The sequence below is a fragment of the Halococcus hamelinensis 100A6 genome, from assembly GCF_000336675.1.
Classification (GTDB): Archaea; Halobacteriota; Halobacteria; order Halobacteriales; family Halococcaceae; genus Halococcus; species Halococcus hamelinensis.
Genome location: NZ_AOMB01000011.1, coordinates 19,609 through 37,348 on the forward strand (window position 1 = coordinate 19,609; position 17,740 = coordinate 37,348).

A 17,740-nucleotide genomic window follows, 5' to 3' on the forward strand; every position below is an offset into this window, starting at 1 on the left:
CACCGGAAGACGCTTCGCGTCTTCCGAGCCTTGCTTCGTTGCACTCAGCAAGACAGGTTTTTGCGAGCAGCGAGGGACCTTCGGTCCCTCGTGCTCTTGGAAAGCGAGGCTTTCCAACGGTCAGGAAATCGGAGATTTCCTTCGACGTGCGAACGGGCGCTTCGCGCCCGTGAGCAGAGAGTGGTTCGCCGAAGGCGAACCCGACGAGGAAAAAAGTGGGCGCGGAGGCGTGTGGCCGNATTTCCTTCGACGTGCGAACGGGCGCTTCGCGCCCGTGAGCAGAGAGTGGTTCGCCGAAGGCGAACCCGACGAGGAAAAAAGTGGGCGCGGAGGCGTGTGGCCGTCGCGGAGCGGTGCGGTCTGCGTTTCTCAGTTGTGTCGGGTTCGCAGCGGCTTTCGAACCGATTCGGCCCCTCAAAAAAACCTTTTTCGAAGAACGACCCGAATCACGCCGAGTTCGATGCGGCCCGAGCGCTCTTCCGCGCCGCCTCGACCGAGCGCCCCTCACGGACGACCGCGTCCACGAACAGCTCGCCCGCCTTGTACGACGAGCGCACCATCGGCCCGCTGGCACAGTAGAGGAAATTCAACTCCGCCTCCGCGACCCGCCGCCACGTCTCGAACTTGTCGGGGTGGACGTAGTCGGAGACGTCGAGGTGGCTCCGGGAGGGCTGGAGGTACTGGCCGAGGGTCACGACGTCGACGTCCGCTTCTCGCAGGTCCGAGAGGGTCTGGTAGACCTCGTGGTCGTACTCGCCGAGGCCGAGCATCACCGAGGTCTTGGTGTAGCCCTCGAAGGTGTCCGCCGCGTGTTCGAGCACCGACAGCGACTGCTCGTAGCCCGCTCGGCGGTCGCGGACGGGCCACTGAAGTCGCGAGACGGTCTCGATGTTGTGGGCGATCACGTCCGGACCCGCCGCGATGATCTCGTCGACGAGGTCGAGATCGCCACGGAAGTCGGGGATCAGGACCTCGACCAGGATCTCGGGGTCGCGTTCCTTGATCGCCGCGATGGTTCGCGCGAAGTGGGCCGCCCCCTGGTCCGCGAGGTCGTCGCGGTCGACGGAGGTGAGCACCACGTAGTCGAGGCCGATCTCCGCGACCGCCGCCGCGACGTTCTCGGGTTCGTCGGGATCCAATTCACCCATCCCGCCGGTCTCGACGTCACAGAAGTTACAGCCGCGCGAGCACCGCTCGCCCATCAGCATGAACGTCGCGGTGCCGGGGCCCTCGCCCGCGCCCCCGGACCAGCACTCGCCCATGTTGGGGCAGTTGGCCTCCTCGCAGACGGTGTGGAGGTCGCGGTCTCGCAGGGTTCGTTTGATGTCGGTGAACCGCTCCCCCGACGGCGGGCGGCTCTTCAGCCAGCCGGGTTTTCGCGCGCGACTCATTGGTGTCCCTCCGGGTCGCGTCGGCAAAAGGGTGGGGTTCGCCGTCACGAGGCCGACCGAACCCGCCCTTCCGTCGCGGCACACACCCGAATCCGGACCTCCGTTCCATCCGGAGATACGAATGATTAATTACCATTACATTTCAACGACGTTCCGTGCTCGACCTCTCCTCCGAGGAGATAACCCAGGGGTCGCTGACGCGGGCGCTGGTCGTGCTCGCGACCCCGCTGTTGGTCCAGAACCTCGTGCAGGTCGTCCAGCAGGTGGTCGACCTCTTCTTCCTCGGACGGCTGAGTTCGGCCGCGGTCGCCGCGGTGGGGCTCTCGCTCCCGGTCCTCGCGCTGTGCTTCGCGCTCGTGATCACGCTCCCGTTCGTCGGCACCCAGATCCTCGTCTCCCAGCGCGTCGGCGGCGAGGACGTCTCCGGGGCACGCCGGGCCGCCGCGACCGGGCTCGGGGTCGCGGTGGCGCTCGGGGTCGTCGGGGGGCTCGTCCTCTGGGTCGGGGCGCGCCCGCTCGTCGACCTCCTCACGCGGGTCCAGCCGGGCGGGGCGAACGTCACGGCGCTCGCGACGGTCTACCTCTCGGTGCTCGCGGTCGGCCTGCCGGCGGCGGCCGCGAGCGACGCGATCGAGGCGGCGTTCGTCGGCTGGGGCGACTCGCGCGCGCCGCTCTACGTCTCGGTCGCCACGGTCGCCACCAATCTCGTGCTCGACCCGGTCCTGATCTTCGGGCTCGGGCCGGCCCCCGCGCTCGGGGTAGAGGGCGCGGCGCTCGCGACGGTCGCGGGCTACGTCGCCGGCTTCCTGCTCGCGGCTGGTCTCGCGCTCGCCGGCCGCGACGGCTGGGTCTACACCCGGGCGACCGCCCGGTTCGAGGCCGACGACCTCCGTGAGCTGTTCGACGTCGGCGCGCCGATCGCCGGACAGGGTGCCGTGCGTCAGGTCGTTCGGGTCCTGATCGTCACGGTGGCGTTCGCGGCGGGCGGCACGGCAGGGCTCGCGGCGTACTCCATCGGCGGCCGAGTCGCGTCGGTCGCCTTCGTGCCCGCCCTCGGCCTCCAGCAGGCCGCCCAGAGCGTCGTCGGGCAGAACCTCGGTGCCGCAAAGCCCGACCGTGCCGAACGAGCGACCTATCTCGGTGTCGGGCTCGCCGCCGGCGGACTCGCGGTCATCGGTGCCGTCCAGTGGCTCTTCCCGGTCCCGGTCGCCACCCTGTTCGCGCCGGCGTTCACCGACCGCGCGCTCTCGCTTTCGGTCTCGTACCTCGAGATCCTCGCCTACGGCTATCCCGCCATCGGCGTCGCCTACCTCTTCGAGGCGGGCTTCAACGGCGCGCGCCGGACCCGTACCAGCCTCGTCGCCACGCTCGCCCAGTTCTGGGTCGTTCGGCTTCCGCTCGCCGCGGGCGCGGGGGTCGTGTTGGGGGCCGGCGTCGTCGCGGTGTTCTGGGCCGTGACGATATCGAACCTCGTCGTCGCCGTCGGTCTCTGGTTCTACTACCGTCGCGAGGTGGGCGACGGGATGCTCCAGCGGGCGAGCGAGCGCGCCAGCACCTGACCGGCGGCCGAACGGGCGTTTCACTCGTCGGGAAGACGTCGAAGCCGTTCGTCGGTCCCCGCGACGACGAGCGTGTCGCTGTCGGCGATCTCGATGGTGTCGTCGGTCAGGAACTCCCCGTCGCGTTCGAGACCCACGCCCACCCACTCCTGGTTGGCGTTCCGCTGGATCTCCCCGAGGTCCTGTCCGACGAACTCGTCGCTTTCGACCCTGGCGAACCGTATCTGCCCGATCGGGTGCACCACCGGCTCCCGGTGGGCCTCGGCGGCGAGCAGTCGTGCGATCGTTCGTCGCTCGGAGAGCACGTAGTCCGCCCCCGCGTCGAACCCCTTCGCCACGTCCTCCGCGTTGGTCACCCGAACCAGGATGTCGATCTCCTCGGCCATCGACCGGCCGACCGCCGTGGCGAGCAACGCGGTCTCGTCGTCGTCGACGGCCACGACGAGCGCCGTCGCGTCCTCGATACCGGCCTCCGCGAGCACGGGCCCGTCGCTCGCGTTCCCCACCACGTCCGCCCCCGTGCTCTCGTCCACGTCGATGGTGGTGACGTCGACCTCGTCCGGGAAGTGTTCCGTGACCGCCGTTCCCGCCTCGCCGAGTCCGGCGACCACGACACTGTCGTACGTCGTCAGCGACCGGAACCCGTCGTCCTCGTCGTGAATCCCCTCGAAAGCGGCTTCGGGTCCGACGACCACGAGCACCGAGTTCGGCGAGAGCCGTTCGGACGACCGGGGTGGAAGCCGTAGCTCACCGTCGATCCACGCTCCGACCAGCGTCAGGTCCGGGTTCGCCACGATGGGCGTGTCCTCGACCCGCGCCCCGGCGAGCGGTCCGTCGTGGCGGACGACCAGTTCCCGAACCACGGTCCCGTCGCCGATGGCGTCGGCCGCGGTCGCGAACGTCGCCGTCGCCGTCGCCTTCTCGGCCAACTGGCGGCCGATGAGCGACGGGACGCAGACCACCCGGTCCACCCCGACCTGTTCGAGCGCGTCCTGCCGGTCGGGGGTTTCGGTGAGCGAGAGCACCCGCACGTCGTCGTTGCACTGGTAAGCCGTCAGCGCGACGCTCGCGTTGCGCGCCCGTGCGTCCGTGACGACCAACGCCGCGTCCTCGACCCCGGCCCGTCGGAGCGTCTCCGTCCTCGTCGGGTCGCCGTCGATGACCTGGTAGTCGCGGTTCGAGAGGTCGATGGCCTCCTCCTTGTCGGGGTCGACCAGGACGTAGTCGATCCCCGAGGCCTCGAACTCGTCGAGCAGCACGTCCTTCCCCCGGCCGTACTCACAGACCACGACGTGGTCGTCCTTGGTGGTCAGACGGTCGTCGAGCACCACCGGGGCGCGCTCGAACAGCGGGATGATGAGGATCCGCAGCGTCACGAGCCCGATGAGCACGCCGGATATCTGATACCAGATGATGAGGAGGTTCATGTACGGCGTCACCCACGGTGCGCCGGCCCCGTAGCCGGTGGTCGTCATCGTCTCGACCACCGTCTGGAGCGCACGGAAGATCGTGATGTCGTCGCCTTCGAGGGTCCGCATTCCGGCCTGGTAGATGACGGCGTAGCTGACGAGCACCGAGACGAGCACCACGATATACTTCACCACGGTCCGCTGTCGGTTGGTGAGGTCCTCGAGCGAACTCACCGACCGGAGCTGGCGGAGCTGTTGTTCGAGCGGTCCCTGTGGCTTCTCGGAACTCATTCAGTTTGGGTGCTCGCGTGGCCCCCATGAGGCTTTGGCTTGTCCGTGCGGTGGATAGACTGATACCGCTCTCGGCACAATCGCCGCCATGTCCGCGCCAGTGGCGACCATCACCGACCGCGTCCGCGGGGCTTGGGAGTACTACCGGCGCTACACACTGCGGCGAACGGGCGTCCACGCTGGCGCGACGGCGGCGCTCACCGTTCTCGGACTCCTCGCGTACTACGAGCGCTGGTTCGCCCTCGTGGCGATCGTCGCCTACCTGCTCCCACCGGTCTACCTCTATCTCACCGGCGACGACCTCTCAGAACCCGAACCCCAACCGACGAACCCCGAACCCGCGACCGCGCCGAACGACCACGCCTCCAGCACCACTGGCGTGGTTCGGGACGCCGACGTGGACTTCGACGGAGCCGACGCGGACTTCGACGGAGCCGACGCGGATTCCGATGGCTATGATGCGGACTTCGATGGAGCCGACGCGGATTTCGACGGGATCGATAGGGACTTCGACGGACACGACGCGGACTCCGACGGCGACACGGATTCGGATGGCGACGACGGGGATACGGACGGCGATTCCGACGGCGACTGAACCGCTGCCGGACCGTGCGGACGATCGCGGGCGGTCCACGATGCGGGAGAAGAAACGCCTTTGTCGGCCCCACCCCCAGTATCGTTTCACGTGATCACCGTCGTTTCGTCCGACCCGCGAGGACCGGCGCGGACCCGCCTCACGAGGTTGACCCCGTGAGCACCGTTGCGTCACTGCGTTCGCAACGAACGCACGAAACCCACCGCCGGCGGTGGGTTTCGTGAGCGTCGCCGAGACGGTCCCCGAGTTCGCCGACGCGTTCGCCTTCGAGGAGTTCAATCGGATGCAGCGCGAGGCGTTGCCCGCGATCCTCGAACGCGAGGAGAACGTCGTCGCCAGCGCGCCGACGGCCTCGGGCAAGACCGCCCTCGCCGAGCTCGCGATCTGCAAGTGCCTCCGGACCGGCGGGACGGCCCTCTTCATCGCGCCGCTGCGCGCGCTCACCAACGAGAAGGAGTCCGAGTGGGAGCGCTTCGAGTCGATGGGCTACTCGGTCTACGTCGTCACCGGCGAACGCGACCTGGTCCCGCACCGCGCCGAGCGGGCCGACATCCTCGTGATGACCCCCGAGAAGGTCGACTCCGCGACGCGGAAACACGACTCCCCCAGATACGGCTTCATCACCGACGTCTCGTGCTGTGTGATCGACGAGGTCCACCTCCTCGACTCCGAGAAACGGGGGAGCGTGCTCGAAGTCACCATCTCCCGGCTCCGGCGGCTCTGTGACCCCCGCGTGGTGGCGCTCTCGGCCACGATGCCCAACGTGGGCGACATCGCCGACTGGCTCGACGCTCCCCCCGAGACGACCTTCGACTTCGGCGACGAGTATCGACCCGTCGACCTCGAATCGGGCGTCCGGACCTACACCCACGGCGAGAACGCCTTCGCCGACAAGTACCGTCGCCTCTATCGCGCGCTCGACCTCGCCGAGGACCACATCCGGGAAGAGGGTCAGGCGCTCGTGTTCGTGGCCTCGCGCCAAGACACCGTTAGGGCGGCCGAGAAGGCCCGCGACGAACTCGCCTCACGGGACGTGCCGATGGGCGCGCGCGGCGACTACGATTTCCACACCGAAAGCCAGGTCCTCGAGAACCAGACCCTCCGGAACTCCGTGCTCGACGGCGTGGCCTTCCATCACGCGGGTCTCTCGAAGTCCGATAAGGACCACGTCGAGGAGTGGTTCCGCGAGGGAAAGGTGCAGCTCCTCTTTTCGACCTCGACGCTCGCGTGGGGGGTGAATTTGCCTGCTCGGTGTGTCGTGATCCGTGATACGAAGTACCACGACCCCCTGGAGGGGGAAGTCGACATGAGCCCGCTCGACGTGCTCCAGATGCTCGGGCGCGCGGGTCGACCGGGCTACGACGACGCGGGCTACGCCTACGTCGTCTGTGACGCCGCCGACGCCGACAAGTACCGGAAACTCCTCCGTGACGGCAAGGAGATCGACTCCCACCTCGCCGCGGACCTCGACACCCACCTCAACGCCGAGATCGCGATGGGCACGATCCGGGACGTGGGCGACGTGATGGACTGGCTCGAAACCACCTTCGGGTTCGTCCGCGCGAAGAACAACCACGTGACCGACGCGGTCGAGACCCTCCGCGAGGCGGTCCGTGAGACCCTCTCCGAACTCCGGGACCGTGGGTTCATCGAGACGGACGACCTCGACGTCGCCGCGACGCCGCTCGGCACCCTGACCTCGTCGTACTACCTCCGGCTGCCGACCGCCCGCCGGTTCTTCGACCTCGCGGGGACCGGCCCCAGTGTTCGAGCGATCCTCGAAACCGTCGCCCGGAGCACGGAGTTCGACAGCGTCAACGCCCGCCGTGCCGAACGCGACGCCATCGCGGGGGTGCTCGGCTCCGGTGACGACCTCGATTCGGGCCCGCGGAAGGTGCTCGCGATCCTCGAATCCAGCACCCGTGGCTCGACCCCCGCCGAACTCCGGAGCGACGCGTGGGTCATCCGCCAGAACGCGCTCCGGTTGCTCGCCGCACTCGGGGCCTTCCTCGACCGTTTCGGGTCGGCCTGGGAGGCCAACCGGGCGTGTCGCGTCGCGGCACGCATCGAGAACGGCGTCGGCGAGGACGCGGCCGCGCTCACCGCCATCGACGGCGTCGGGCCGGGCCGGGCGAGCAAACTCGCGAGCTCGGGGATCGAGACCCCGGCGGACGTCGTCTCGGCCGGGGTCGACGAACTCGTCGAGGTCGGGCTCTCGGAGGGGGTCGCCGAGCGGGTGGTCGAGCGTGCGCGCGCCCTTCCCGCGCTCGACATCGACTGGGGGGCCTTCCCCGAGCGGATCGCGCGCGGCGAGAACGACCTGTGTGAGGTCACCGTCGAGAACCGGGGCGAGGGTGCGCGGGCCGGCCTCCGGGTGACGGTCAACGACACCCAGATGACCGAGACCGCGTCGTTTCTGGGGACCGAGACCCTCCCCGCGCCGGTCTTCGGCGGCGACCCCGACACCCTCACGTTCGCCGTCGAGGTCGTCTTTCCCGACCTGCCGCTCCCGCCAGTTACGGAGACGAGAACCGTCTGGGTGGATTGAGCCACCGTCGAAGACTGATCCGCGTCGCGACCAACCACCGTGGCGCGCGCTCGCGACCGGTCCGAACAATAGTGAGGGCCGGTCGTGGACATTGTGCGAGGGATGAGCACCGGAGTGAGCGAAGCGAACGAGGAGCGCAGTCGGTTGGGGAGGTATGTGGCTGTCGCGAGGCGGCTGCGGAGCGGGAGGGTTAGTGGTTGTACCGCGAGTGAGGCCGGAGGCCGAACGAGCGGCAGTTTTTAGTCCAGGTTTTTGCGAGGAGTGGTTCGCCGGAGGCGAACCCGACGAAGTAAAAAAGTGGGGTCCGGTAGCTTCAAACCGTCCCGCCCGAAAGCCGAACCGATGACGAGCGACGGTCACGAGAAGCTCGCCGCCGCGCTCGACGCGCGCTCGCTCTCCTTCCCGGTCGAACCCGCCGAAACCGTCGAGGAGAACGTGTTCGATGCCGACCCCGACGTCGCCCCCGAGACGACCTTCCCGCAGTCGGTCGCGAGCGGCGGACCAGAACCGACCGGGGTCGTCGTTTGGACCCGTATCGACCCCGAGGCGTACCGCGAGGACGAACCCCTCGGGATCGAGGTCGCGCACGACCCGGACTTCGACGAGACCGTCTATCGTGGCACCCTCCGTTCCGAGCACGTCACGCCCGCCCACGACTACGCCGTTTCGGTGGACTTGCTGGGGCTGCTCGACCCCGATCAGTTCTACCACTACCGCTTCACCTACGACGGGGTTCGGAGTCGGGTCGGGCGGTGTCACACGCTGCCCGCCGCGGATGCGAGCCCCGACTCGCTCCGGCTGGCGGTGTTGACCTGTCAGGATTATACGAACGGGTATTACGGCGCGTACCACCGCGTCGCGGAGGAGGACGTCGACTTCGTGGTCCACGTCGGGGACTTCATCTACGAATCCGTCGCGGGCGACTACAAGGGTCGGGGGAGTCCCGACCTGCCCGACCGGGACCTCGAACTGCCGAGCGGTCACGACCTCGCGTGGACCCTCGAGGACTACCGATACCTCTATCGGGCCTACCGGTCGGACGAGTTCCTCCAGGAGGCGCTCGAACGCCACACCATCATCGCCGCGCGCGACGACCACGAGTTCACCGACAACGTCTACTGGGACCCCGAGGCCGGTGCGCCGCGCGGCCCGAACCATCCACGCGGGCGGGACCCCGAGTTCATGCTGGGGCTCGCGGCGGACGCGCTCACGGCGTGGTGGGAGTACATGCCCGCGCGGATCGGCTACGACCCCGCGGCCGACTCGTTCGGCGAGCGCTACCGGCTCTGGCAGTCCTTCGCGTTCGGCGACCTCGTGGACCTGGTGATGACCGACGAACGGCTCTATCGCGACCCGCCGCGCAACGCCGACAACCACCTGCCGGCGTGGTTCCCGCTCTCGTTCGGCTACGACGCGCCCGAACGGAGCATGCTCGGGGACGAACAGCGCGAGTGGTTCCTCGACGAGGTGCGCGACTCGACGGCGACCTGGACGGTGTGGTCCGACGAGGTGCTGACGGTGCCGTTTCGGGTGGGGATGGGGCCGCTGACGTTGCACCCCTCCGAGAGCGGCTGGGACGGGTACGGCCACGAGCGCCGGCTCATCACCGACGAGGTCGCGCGGGCCGACATCGAGAACTTCGTCACCCTCACGGGCGACATGCACTGCTACATCGCGAGCTACCAGCAGACGACCTACGAGAACCCGTTCTCGCACGTGTTCAACGGCGAACCCGGGAACACCGACCACCGGGTCGGTGTCGAGTTCATGACGCCCGCGATCACGAGCGTGACGGTCAGCGAGGGTCTCGGGGCCAGCGATGGGCTCTGGGAGACGATCTCGGAGAGGCTCCTCTCGCCGTTCGTCCGGGTCCAGAACCCCCACATCGAGTTCTTCGACAGCCACCACTGGGGCTACTCGGTGGTCGAGTTCACCCCCGAGGAGTGCACCTACACCGCCTACTCGGTGGACAAACTCGACGACTCGTCCGACCCCGACACGGAGGTCGTGGTCGCGCTCCGAGTGCCCGAAGGCCGGGTCGAGATCCAGGACCGTTCGCTCGACGACGGCGACCCGTGATCCACTGGGCGGTGCGGTCGGCACGCGGCCCGCGCGCCGTCCGACGGGCGGCGCGCGACGCTCGTGTGAGGGATGAGTGAGCGACCGGAGGGAGTCGTTCGAAAGGCGCGAAGCGCCTTTCGTGATGACGAAAATCGCGTAGCGATTTTCGAACCACGAACGAATCGGCTGGGGAGGTGTGTGGGCGGTGCGGGGCGGTCGTGGACTGATTGTGTTCGAACCGCGAACGAGCCATAGGTGAGTGAGCGGCCTTTTTAGTCCAGGTTTTTGCGAGGAGTGGTGTGTGAGCGCAGCGAACGCACCCGACGAGGAAAAAAGTGGGTGTGGGAGGCTCGTGGCTGTCGCGGGGCGGTCGCGGTGCGGTTTCTCATTTGTACCAGCGTTCGCAATCGACTTCACGTGCTTCTCAAAACAGACACCGAGCCGAGCCATCTCACGAAACGATCCACGAATCCTCGCTTATCGCGCTAGCAGTTCGGCCCGGAGTTCCTGCGGCCCATCGACGACGACGTCCGCCGCCGAGAGGTCGAGGGTTCGGTCGCTGCCGCCGCGATAGCCGATGCAGGTCGTGCCGGCGGCCGTGGCCGACGCGACGCCGTTGGTCGAGTCCTCGACCGCGACGCAGTCGGCCGGGTCGACGCCCACCGCTTCGGCGGCGTGGCGGTAGATGTGGGGTTCGGGTTTGCCGGGGCCCTCGACCTCCTCGGCCGAGACCACCGCGTCGAAGCCCGTGAGGTCGAAGCGCTCGCGGACCATCTCGATCCACTCGGGCGGCGAGGAGGTCACGATCGCGGTCCGGACTCCCCGGTCCCGGAGCGTGCCACAGAGGTCGCGGAAGCCGTCCATGAGCTCGGCGCGTTCGGTGTAGAGCTCCGCGGCGCACTCCTCGTAGATCCCCTGGAGTTCGTCCGCGCCGACCGCCGCGTCGTAGTTCTCGGTGAGGTAGGCGGCGATCTCCTTGTAGTTCATCCCGGTGATCTCGCCGGGATCGAGCCCCGAGACCTCCGCCGCGGGGAGGATCCGCTCCTCCTCGTACTCGGCCCAGTAGCGTTCGGAGTCGACGATGACGCCGTCCATGTCGAACAGCACCGCGCGGAGTTCGGTCATCGACCGGCCGGAGGTGGCCGGCCGGAAAGTGGGTTCCGGTGTCGACAAGGGTCTTCCCGGTCGCGTGCCGACCTCCGCTGTGTCACCCCACGAGAACGCGGGCTTCCGTCGACTCTTCGCCGGCGACGGACTCACCTTCGGTACCGGCTTCCCGCTGACCGGGGTCGACGAGTCCGCCCCGCCGATCGCGGACGAACTCGCGCTCGCCGAACGCGCCGAGGCGCTCGGCTTCGACGGCCTCTGGGTACGCGACGTCCCGACGTACTGGCCGACGTTTCGCGACGCGGGCCAGACCTACGACCCCTGGGTCTGGCTCGGGCAGGTCGCCGCCCGCACGGACGACATCGCGCTCGGCACCGCGAGCGTCGTCCTCACCCTCAGACACCCGCTTCACGTCGCGAAGGCTGCCGCGACCGTCGACCGGCTCTCCAATGGACGGCTGGTGCTCGGCGTCGCGACCGGCGACCGCCCGCCCGAGTTCGCCGCCTTCGACGTCGACACGGACGACCGCGCGGCGCTGTTCCGGGAGGCCGTCGACCTCCTCCGCGCCGTGTGGGGCGAGTCGTTCCCCGAACGCGAGACCCGGTGGGGGACCCTCGACGGCGACCTCGACGTGACGCCGAAGCCCGTCGCGGGGTCGATCCCGCTGCTCCCGACCGGCAACGCGCGCCAGTCCGTCGAGTGGATCGGCGCGCACGGCGACGGCTGGCTGTTCTATCACCTCCCCGAGGCTACCCTCGAAAGCTACCTCGAAACCTGGCGCGAGCGGAGCGGGGAGAAGCCGTTCGCGATGGCCGTCACGGCCGAGATCGCCGACGACCCCGAAACGGGCCCCGAACCCGTCAACCAGGGGTTTCGCGCCGGGCGCGAGTGGTTCGTCGAGTACTTCCGCGACCTCCAATCGATGGGGGTCGACCACGTCCTCGTCGGCGGCGTCGGCGACGACCCCGAGCGCTGGTTGACGCGCTTCGCCGACGTGATCGAGCGGGTCCGAGTTTAAGTACGGGAACGCGACCACCCTCGGTATGTCCGATGGTATCCGGGTCTTCGCCGGCGACTGCACCGTCACCACGACGGGAGCCAGGGAGAACGACCTCCGCGGTGAGGTCGTCGTGCTCCTCAAACCCGACAACACCGTGCTGGTCCACGACCGCGACGGCTACCAGCCCGTCGCGTGGCTCACGCGGCCCGAGAGCCTGGTCTACGACGGAACTGCCGATGGGGAATTCTCGCTCACCGCCGTCGACGACGGCTCGCGGCTCGAGGTCACCGCGAACGACGAGTACGGTCTCGGGCGCTATCCCGCCTCCCGCGCGGGGACGCCCGTGGGAACCTGCCCCGACTGCGACGGCGTGCTCACCCGCGCGAACGGTGCCGTGACGTGTCTCGGCTGCGAGGCACGGTACGGGCTGCCCGCGGCTGTCGAAATCCTCGACGAGGACTGCTCCTCGTGTGGGCTCCCGACGATGCGCGTCGAGCGCGGCCGGGCGTTCACGCTCTGTATCGACCGCGAGTGTCAGTCGCTCGACGCGGCGGTCACGGCGGCGTTCGACCGGTCCTGGGATTGCCCGGACTGTGACGGCAGCCTCCGAATCGTCCGAAACGGGACTCTCCTCGCGGGCTGTGAGAACTACCCCGACTGCGAGACGGCTTATTCCGTTCCGACGGGCGTCGTCGACGGCGAGTGCGACTGCGGACTGCCGGCGTTCGAGACCGGCAACGGTCGACGGTGTCTCGATGCGACCTGCGAACGCGCCGGCTGACTTCCATCCTCTCCCGCCGCGCCCGACCGCAGACCACTTGTCGCCCCGCGGCCCGTTTCGGCCATGGACGCCACGCTCGATGGCGACGTCGTTCGCGCCGGCGGCGACGCCCGCCAGCGGTTCTACGACTCGCGGGGCTACGGTCGGCCAACCGGGTCCGGGGTCGCGCTCGCCCCGGTCGAGGCCGCCCACCTCCTCTACCGCGACGACCTCGATGCGGTCGACGGGATGGGCTTTCGGGAGTTCCTCGCGACCGACGACCGGCTCGTAATTCGATTCTTGGTCTACAAGGACTTCCGCGAACGGGGGTTCTACCTCTCGCCCGCGCGCGAGGACTGGGTCGCGGACCCCGATCCGGCCACCGACCTCGTGGTCTACCCGCAGGGAAAGGGGCCGTGGGACGACGAGGTTCGCTATCGCGTTCGGGTGGCCGGCGAGCGCGAATCGGTTCCGGCGACCGACCTCGGGGGGGTCGTGCTCGCGGTGGTCGACGAGGAGAGCGAGATCACCTACCTCGAAACGACCCGTCCGGCCATCGAGGGTGGCACCGACTACGACCCCTCGCACACATCGGGCGACCTCCTCGCGGACCGGGTCGTGCTCTGGGATCCCCCCCAAAACCTCTACGAACGCGGTTTCTTCGGCCAGCGCCTCGCGGGTCGCGGGGCCGAGGACGGCCCGCTCCAGCTCTCGCTGGTCGAGGCCGCCCACCTCGCTCGCGAGGGGATCCTCGACCTCGACGTCGACCCCGCCGCGGTCGTCGAACGCGGGCGCGAGGTCGAGGGCGAACGGTTCGACCGCCGGCTCACGGTCTACGCGGCGCTCCGTTCGAAGGGGCTGGTCCCCAAGACGGGCTTCAAGTTCGGGGCGGATTTCCGGACGTACTCCACGGTCGAAACGGTCGAGAACCTCGGGCACTCCGAGAACCTGGTCCGGGTGCTCCCGGCGGGCTACGCGTTCGGGCCGCGCGAACTCTCGCTCGATGCCCGGCTCGCGGGTGGGGTCCACAAGCGAACGGTTTTTGCGCTGACGGCTTCGAGTGGAGCCATCGACTGGCTCGCCGTCGAGCGAATCCGCCCATGACAGACCCAGACCACGACTCACGAGCGCCGGACCGGCCGTATCCCGATGGCGGGCGCGAGGCGCGAAGCGCTTCGGATGGATCGAGCGGGCAACGTCCGCGAGATACCGCCACGGGGGCCGACGAGACGACGCTCGACCCGTGGGGTTCCTCGACGGTCGACGACTACCGGAACCTCTTCGAGGAGTTCGGGATCGAGGCGTTCGACGACGTGCTGGCCGGCGTGCCAGCCCCGCACTACCTGATGCGCCGCGGGGTCATCTTCGGCCATCGAGGCTATGGGCGCGTGCTCGACGCGCTGCGGAACGACGACCCCGCCGCCGCGCTCTCGGGGTTCATGCCGACCGGCGACCCGCACATCGGCCACAAACTCGTCTTCGACGAACTGATCTGGCATCAGGAACGCGGCGCGGATACGTACGGCCTGATCGCCGACCTCGAAGCCCACAGCGCGCGCGGGCTCTCGTGGGCGGAGATCGACGAACACGCGCGGGATTACCTCCTGAGCCTGATCGCGCTCGGCTTCGACCCCGAGGACGGCGAACTCTACCGGCAGTCGGACAACCGCCCGCTCCAGGACCTCGCGTTCGAACTCGGTATCGAGACGAACTTCTCCGAACTCGAGAGCATCTACGGCTTCGGCGGCGAGACCGACGTCTCGCACATGCAGTCGGTCGTGACCCAGATGGCGGACATCCTCTATCCCCAACTCGACGGGCCGAAACCCACGGTGATCCCCGTCGGCCCCGACCAGGACCCACACGTTCGGCTCTCGCGCGACCTCGCGGCGCGGATGCGATATTTCGGCGTGACGGAGGCCTACGCGAGCTTCGAGGCCGACCCCGCCGAACGCGCGCTGCTCGCCGAGGTCTTCGAGGCGCTCTCCTCATCCGACGAGGACGACCCCGTCAGGTGCGTCGCGGCCGCCGACTGGCTCGCCGAGCGCGACGACGGCTCCGCCGCCGCGGCGGGGGCGATCGAGAAGCTCCGGGCCGCCGGCAAGGAACCCCTTCGCCCGCGCACCCGCTTTCTCGACCGCAACGCGACCAAAGACGCCTTCTCGGCGCTCATCGAGGCTGTCGAGGGCGAAAAGCGGGTCTACGAGGGCCACATCGACAGCTTCGAGCTCTCACCCGAGGCGGCCGACGACCTCGCGCGCGAGATCGAACTCGACCACGGCGGCTACGGCTTCGTCGCCCCGTCCTCGGTCTATCACCGCTTCATGACCGGCCTCACGGGCGGCAAGATGAGTTCCTCGATCCCGGCGAGCCACATCAGCCTGCTCGACGACCCCGAGGACGGCTACGACAAAGTGAAATCGGCCACGACCGGCGGGCGCGAAACAGCGGAGAAACAGCGCGAACTCGGCGGGAAGGCCGACGAGTGTCCGGTCTACGAACTCTATGCCTACCTCCTCGCGGCGGACGACGACGAGTTCGCGACCAAGGTCTACGAGGAGTGTACCGGCGGCGAGCGACTCTGTGGTGGTTGCAAGGAGCAGGCTGCGGAGTTGATGCGCGAGTTCCTCGCAGAGCACCAGGAGAAACGCGCGGAGGCCGAGGCACTTCTGGAGGACCTCGACATCGACCTCGACAGCCCACGTGCGACGTAATAGCTCTGTAGAAGTTTCATACCGGATGTCGCGTCGATAGCGAACTCGTCTATGGCAAATCCCGACGCAAACGAGGGACCGCACCGCCCCGCACCGACCACACCCTCCCCAACCGATTCGCGCCGTTCGTTTCACTCACGCCGCTCATCCCTCGCGCGTTCTCCGGCCTCCGGCCGGATTCATCGCGCGCCACCGTCTCCCGCACCGGCCTCGAGAATCGGGTCGTTTGCTTACCCGTAGCTCTCCTCTTCGTAGTAGAGATCCGAGACCCCGAGCGGTTCGACGACGTCCCTGACGCTCTCGCACATCACGCCGATACCGCAGACGTAGACCTCGGCGTTCGCGGGGTCGATCCGCGCGTCGATGTCGTAGGCCGCGTCGCTGCCGACGAACTCCTCGGTTTCGGGTGGCAACGAGCCAGTGTCGGTTTTCTCGGGGTCGAGATACTTCAGGAGGGAGTGCTGGACGTACTCGGTCTCGCCCTCCCACTCGGCGAGGTGTTTCTCCCGGCTACAGGTCATCACGGGGTGGAAGTTGTCGTGCTCGTCGGCGAGGTCCATGAACGCCTCGCGGTAGGGCAGGTCGTCGGCCCACGAGGAGCCAACGAACAGCCAGACGTCGCGTTCGGTCCCCTCGTACTCGTCGAGACCCTCCTCGAAGGTGTAGTCGATCATGCTCTTGAACGGGGCCGCGCCGGTCCCGGTGGCGACGAAGACGAGGTCGCGGTCGGTGGGGTCCTGGAGCATGAACTCGTCGCCGTAGGGCCCGCGCAGGAAGAGGTCGTCGCCCTCCGTGGTGCGGTCACAGAGGTTGGGGGTGAGGTGGCCGCCGGGCACCCGTCGGATACAGAGTTCCATGTCCTCGGCGTTGGGCGAACTCGCGATCGAGTAGACCCGGGGTTCCTCCTCCTCGTAGCTGATCCGGGCGAACTGGCCCGGCACGAACTCGAAGGGCTGCTCGGGCCGGAATCCCAGTTGAAGCAACGAGGGATACGAGCGCTCGGCGCGCTCGCGGAGGGTGTCGACACGCGAGCGCATCGCCGTCGCGACCGCCTTCGCGCCCGACTCGCGGAGCGCGTCGATGGCCTCCTCCCATCCCTCGGCGTCCTCGGTTATCGGTCCCGGCGGCGAGTCGAGGTCCAACCGCTCGACGAGGGTCTCGCGGTCGTCGTCGAGCACCGTCTCGATCTCGTCGGTGCGGTCGCGGTCCATCGGTTCCGCGCGGGTCACCACCGCGTGCTGGTTCTCGATGTCGGCCTCGTCGGCCAGCTCTTGAGCACGGCGTTTGGACATTTGTTGTCTGTCCACTCTCGCTCGTCGTCGTTAGTTCTTGCGCGTCGATGCGTCCGCGTTTATCCCGCCTCGCCGCCGACCTCCGATCGATAGCCGATGACCGTCCACCCCACCGCGACCGCCCGACTACCGACGTCACGACGCGCCGTCCTCAGTGCGCTCGCGCTCTCCGGTGCGGCGGGGATCGGCTACGCGCTCGTTCGCCGCGCGACCGACGGGACCGACGCCGATTCGACCGGGCCCCTTGATGGTGGATGGACGCCGCCCCCGGCCAGCGCCGACTGGCAGTGGCAGCTCTCCGGTCCCGTGAACACCGGCTACGACGTCGCGCTCTACGACCTCGACGGGTTCGAGACACCCCGATCGGTCCTCGACTCGCTCGCCGCCGACGGACGCTACCTCATGGCGTACTTCTCGGGCGGGTCGTACGAGCGATGGCGGCCCGACGCGGGCGACTTTCCGGACTCGGTACTCGGCAACGGGCTCGACGGCTGGCCCGGCGAACGCTGGCTCGACGTGACCCGCCACGACGCCCTCGAACCAATCATGCGCGAGCGCGCACGGCTCGCGCGCTCGAAGGGGTTCGACGCCATCGAGTGGGACAACATCGACGTCCACGCCAACCCGAACACCGGGGTCTCGGTCTCCGCGGCGGACCAGATCGCGTACAACCGGCTGCTCGCGCGGATCGCCCACGACCACGGGCTCGCCACGGTTCTCAAGAACGACGCCGGACAGGTCGCGGCGCTCGAACCCGCCTTCGACGGCTGTCTCGCCGAACAGGCCTACGAGTACGATGAAGTCGACGCGTACGCGCCGTTCCTCGACGCGGGGAAGTGGCTCGGGATCTGTGAGTATCGGGGCCCGCTCGACTGTGCGGACGCGCGAAGGCGCGGGCTCCACCTCATCCGGAAACACCCACGGTTGGGTCCCGGTCGCCCCGTCTCGTGCGGATAGGCGAGCGCGGCGGTCCCGCCACCACGTCACAAGAGTTTTGCCGACGAGCGGACCAC

The 17,740-nt window shown here is 68.5% G+C and carries 13 protein-coding genes; 9 read left to right on the forward strand and 4 right to left on the reverse strand.

Annotated elements, in window-relative coordinates:
* Positions 1-446 precede the first annotated feature (446 nt).
* The gene (lipA, locus tag C447_RS04280) at positions 447-1,391 is read right to left on the reverse strand and encodes a lipoyl synthase (protein WP_007691269.1); all 945 of its coding nucleotides are present in this window, start codon (positions 1,389-1,391) and stop codon (positions 447-449) included.
* A gap of 134 nt (positions 1,392-1,525) precedes the next feature.
* On the opposite strand from lipA, the gene C447_RS04285 reads away from it, so the two are divergent.
* On the forward strand, positions 1,526-2,950 hold the full coding sequence (locus tag C447_RS04285) for an MATE family efflux transporter (RefSeq protein WP_338034824.1): 1,425 nt from the start codon (positions 1,526-1,528) through the stop codon (positions 2,948-2,950).
* 20 nt (positions 2,951-2,970) lie between these two features.
* Here the strand turns inward: C447_RS04285 and C447_RS04290 are convergent, their stop codons facing one another.
* Entirely contained in the window at positions 2,971-4,650 is a 1,680-nt protein-coding gene (locus C447_RS04290; protein WP_007691273.1) for a potassium channel family protein, read from the reverse strand.
* 88 nt (positions 4,651-4,738) lie between these two features.
* Here C447_RS04290 and C447_RS18730 point away from each other — a divergent pair, with 88 nt between their 5' ends.
* The 3 genes from C447_RS18730 (at position 4,739) to C447_RS04305 (ending at position 9,872) form a co-directional block, all read left to right on the forward strand.
* Positions 4,739-5,245 (forward strand): hypothetical protein, encoded by a 507-nt coding sequence (locus tag C447_RS18730; protein WP_010611993.1) that lies wholly within the window; start codon positions 4,739-4,741, stop codon positions 5,243-5,245.
* Between the two features lie 220 nt (positions 5,246-5,465).
* On the forward strand, positions 5,466-7,793 hold the full coding sequence (locus C447_RS04300; protein WP_007691277.1) for a DEAD/DEAH box helicase: 2,328 nt from the start codon (positions 5,466-5,468) through the stop codon (positions 7,791-7,793).
* Between the two features lie 342 nt (positions 7,794-8,135).
* Positions 8,136-9,872, forward strand: a complete 1,737-nt coding sequence (locus C447_RS04305; protein WP_007691279.1) for an alkaline phosphatase D family protein — start codon at positions 8,136-8,138, stop codon at positions 9,870-9,872.
* Positions 9,873-10,331: 459 nt separating this feature from the next.
* On the opposite strand, the gene C447_RS04310 is transcribed toward C447_RS04305, so the two are convergent.
* Positions 10,332-10,979, reverse strand: a complete 648-nt coding sequence (locus C447_RS04310) for an HAD family hydrolase (protein WP_044955555.1) — start codon at positions 10,977-10,979, stop codon at positions 10,332-10,334.
* Here C447_RS04310 and C447_RS04315 point away from each other — a divergent pair.
* From C447_RS04315 to C447_RS04330, 4 genes are all read left to right on the forward strand, one after another.
* Positions 10,948-11,979 carry a TIGR03571 family LLM class oxidoreductase gene (locus tag C447_RS04315; RefSeq protein ID WP_007691288.1) on the forward strand — a complete coding sequence of 344 codons (1,032 nt, stop codon included), beginning with the start codon at positions 10,948-10,950 and terminating at the stop codon, positions 11,977-11,979. The genes C447_RS04310 and C447_RS04315 overlap by 32 nt on opposite strands.
* Positions 11,980-12,004: 25 nt before the next feature.
* Positions 12,005-12,742, forward strand: coding sequence for an endonuclease NucS domain-containing protein (locus C447_RS04320; protein WP_007691290.1), 738 nt, complete (start codon positions 12,005-12,007; stop codon positions 12,740-12,742).
* A gap of 63 nt (positions 12,743-12,805) precedes the next feature.
* Positions 12,806-13,825: a tRNA-intron lyase gene (gene endA, locus C447_RS04325; protein ID WP_007691291.1), complete on the forward strand. Its 1,020-nt coding sequence runs from the start codon at positions 12,806-12,808 to the stop codon at positions 13,823-13,825.
* The gene (locus tag C447_RS04330) at positions 13,822-15,435 is read left to right on the forward strand and encodes a tryptophan--tRNA ligase (protein WP_007691293.1); all 1,614 of its coding nucleotides are present in this window, start codon (positions 13,822-13,824) and stop codon (positions 15,433-15,435) included. Before endA ends, C447_RS04330 begins: the two co-directional genes overlap by 4 nt.
* A 230-nt stretch (positions 15,436-15,665) precedes the next feature.
* Here C447_RS04330 and C447_RS04335 read toward each other — a convergent pair whose 3' ends face one another.
* Positions 15,666-16,727, reverse strand: coding sequence for an FAD-binding oxidoreductase (locus tag C447_RS04335; protein WP_007691294.1), 1,062 nt, complete (start codon positions 16,725-16,727; stop codon positions 15,666-15,668).
* A gap of 96 nt (positions 16,728-16,823) precedes the next feature.
* Between C447_RS04335 and C447_RS04340 the strand changes: the two genes are divergently transcribed.
* Positions 16,824-17,684: an endo alpha-1,4 polygalactosaminidase gene (locus C447_RS04340; protein ID WP_007691295.1), complete on the forward strand. Its 861-nt coding sequence runs from the start codon at positions 16,824-16,826 to the stop codon at positions 17,682-17,684.
* Positions 17,685-17,740: the final 56 nt, after the last annotated feature.

What these genes read in the sequence shown, in the direction of transcription:
- lipA (WP_007691269.1), bottom strand. Translation starts at nt 1,391, where the DNA reads ATGAGTCGCGCGCGAAAACCCGGCTGGCTGAAGAGCCGCCCGCCGTCG.
- C447_RS04290 (WP_007691273.1), bottom strand. Translation starts at nt 4,650, where the DNA reads ATGAGTTCCGAGAAGCCACAGGGACCGCTCGAACAACAGCTCCGCCAG.
- C447_RS18730 (WP_010611993.1), top strand. Translation starts at nt 4,739, where the DNA reads ATGTCCGCGCCAGTGGCGACCATCACCGACCGCGTCCGCGGGGCTTGG.
- C447_RS04305 (WP_007691279.1), top strand. Translation starts at nt 8,136, where the DNA reads ATGACGAGCGACGGTCACGAGAAGCTCGCCGCCGCGCTCGACGCGCGC.
- C447_RS04315 (WP_007691288.1), top strand. Translation starts at nt 10,948, where the DNA reads ATGTCGAACAGCACCGCGCGGAGTTCGGTCATCGACCGGCCGGAGGTG.
- C447_RS04310 (WP_044955555.1), bottom strand. Translation starts at nt 10,979, where the DNA reads ATGACCGAACTCCGCGCGGTGCTGTTCGACATGGACGGCGTCATCGTC.
- C447_RS04320 (WP_007691290.1), top strand. Translation starts at nt 12,005, where the DNA reads ATGTCCGATGGTATCCGGGTCTTCGCCGGCGACTGCACCGTCACCACG.
- endA (WP_007691291.1), top strand. Translation starts at nt 12,806, where the DNA reads ATGGACGCCACGCTCGATGGCGACGTCGTTCGCGCCGGCGGCGACGCC.
- C447_RS04330 (WP_007691293.1), top strand. Translation starts at nt 13,822, where the DNA reads ATGACAGACCCAGACCACGACTCACGAGCGCCGGACCGGCCGTATCCC.
- C447_RS04335 (WP_007691294.1), bottom strand. Translation starts at nt 16,727, where the DNA reads ATGTCCAAACGCCGTGCTCAAGAGCTGGCCGACGAGGCCGACATCGAG.
- C447_RS04340 (WP_007691295.1), top strand. Translation starts at nt 16,824, where the DNA reads ATGACCGTCCACCCCACCGCGACCGCCCGACTACCGACGTCACGACGC.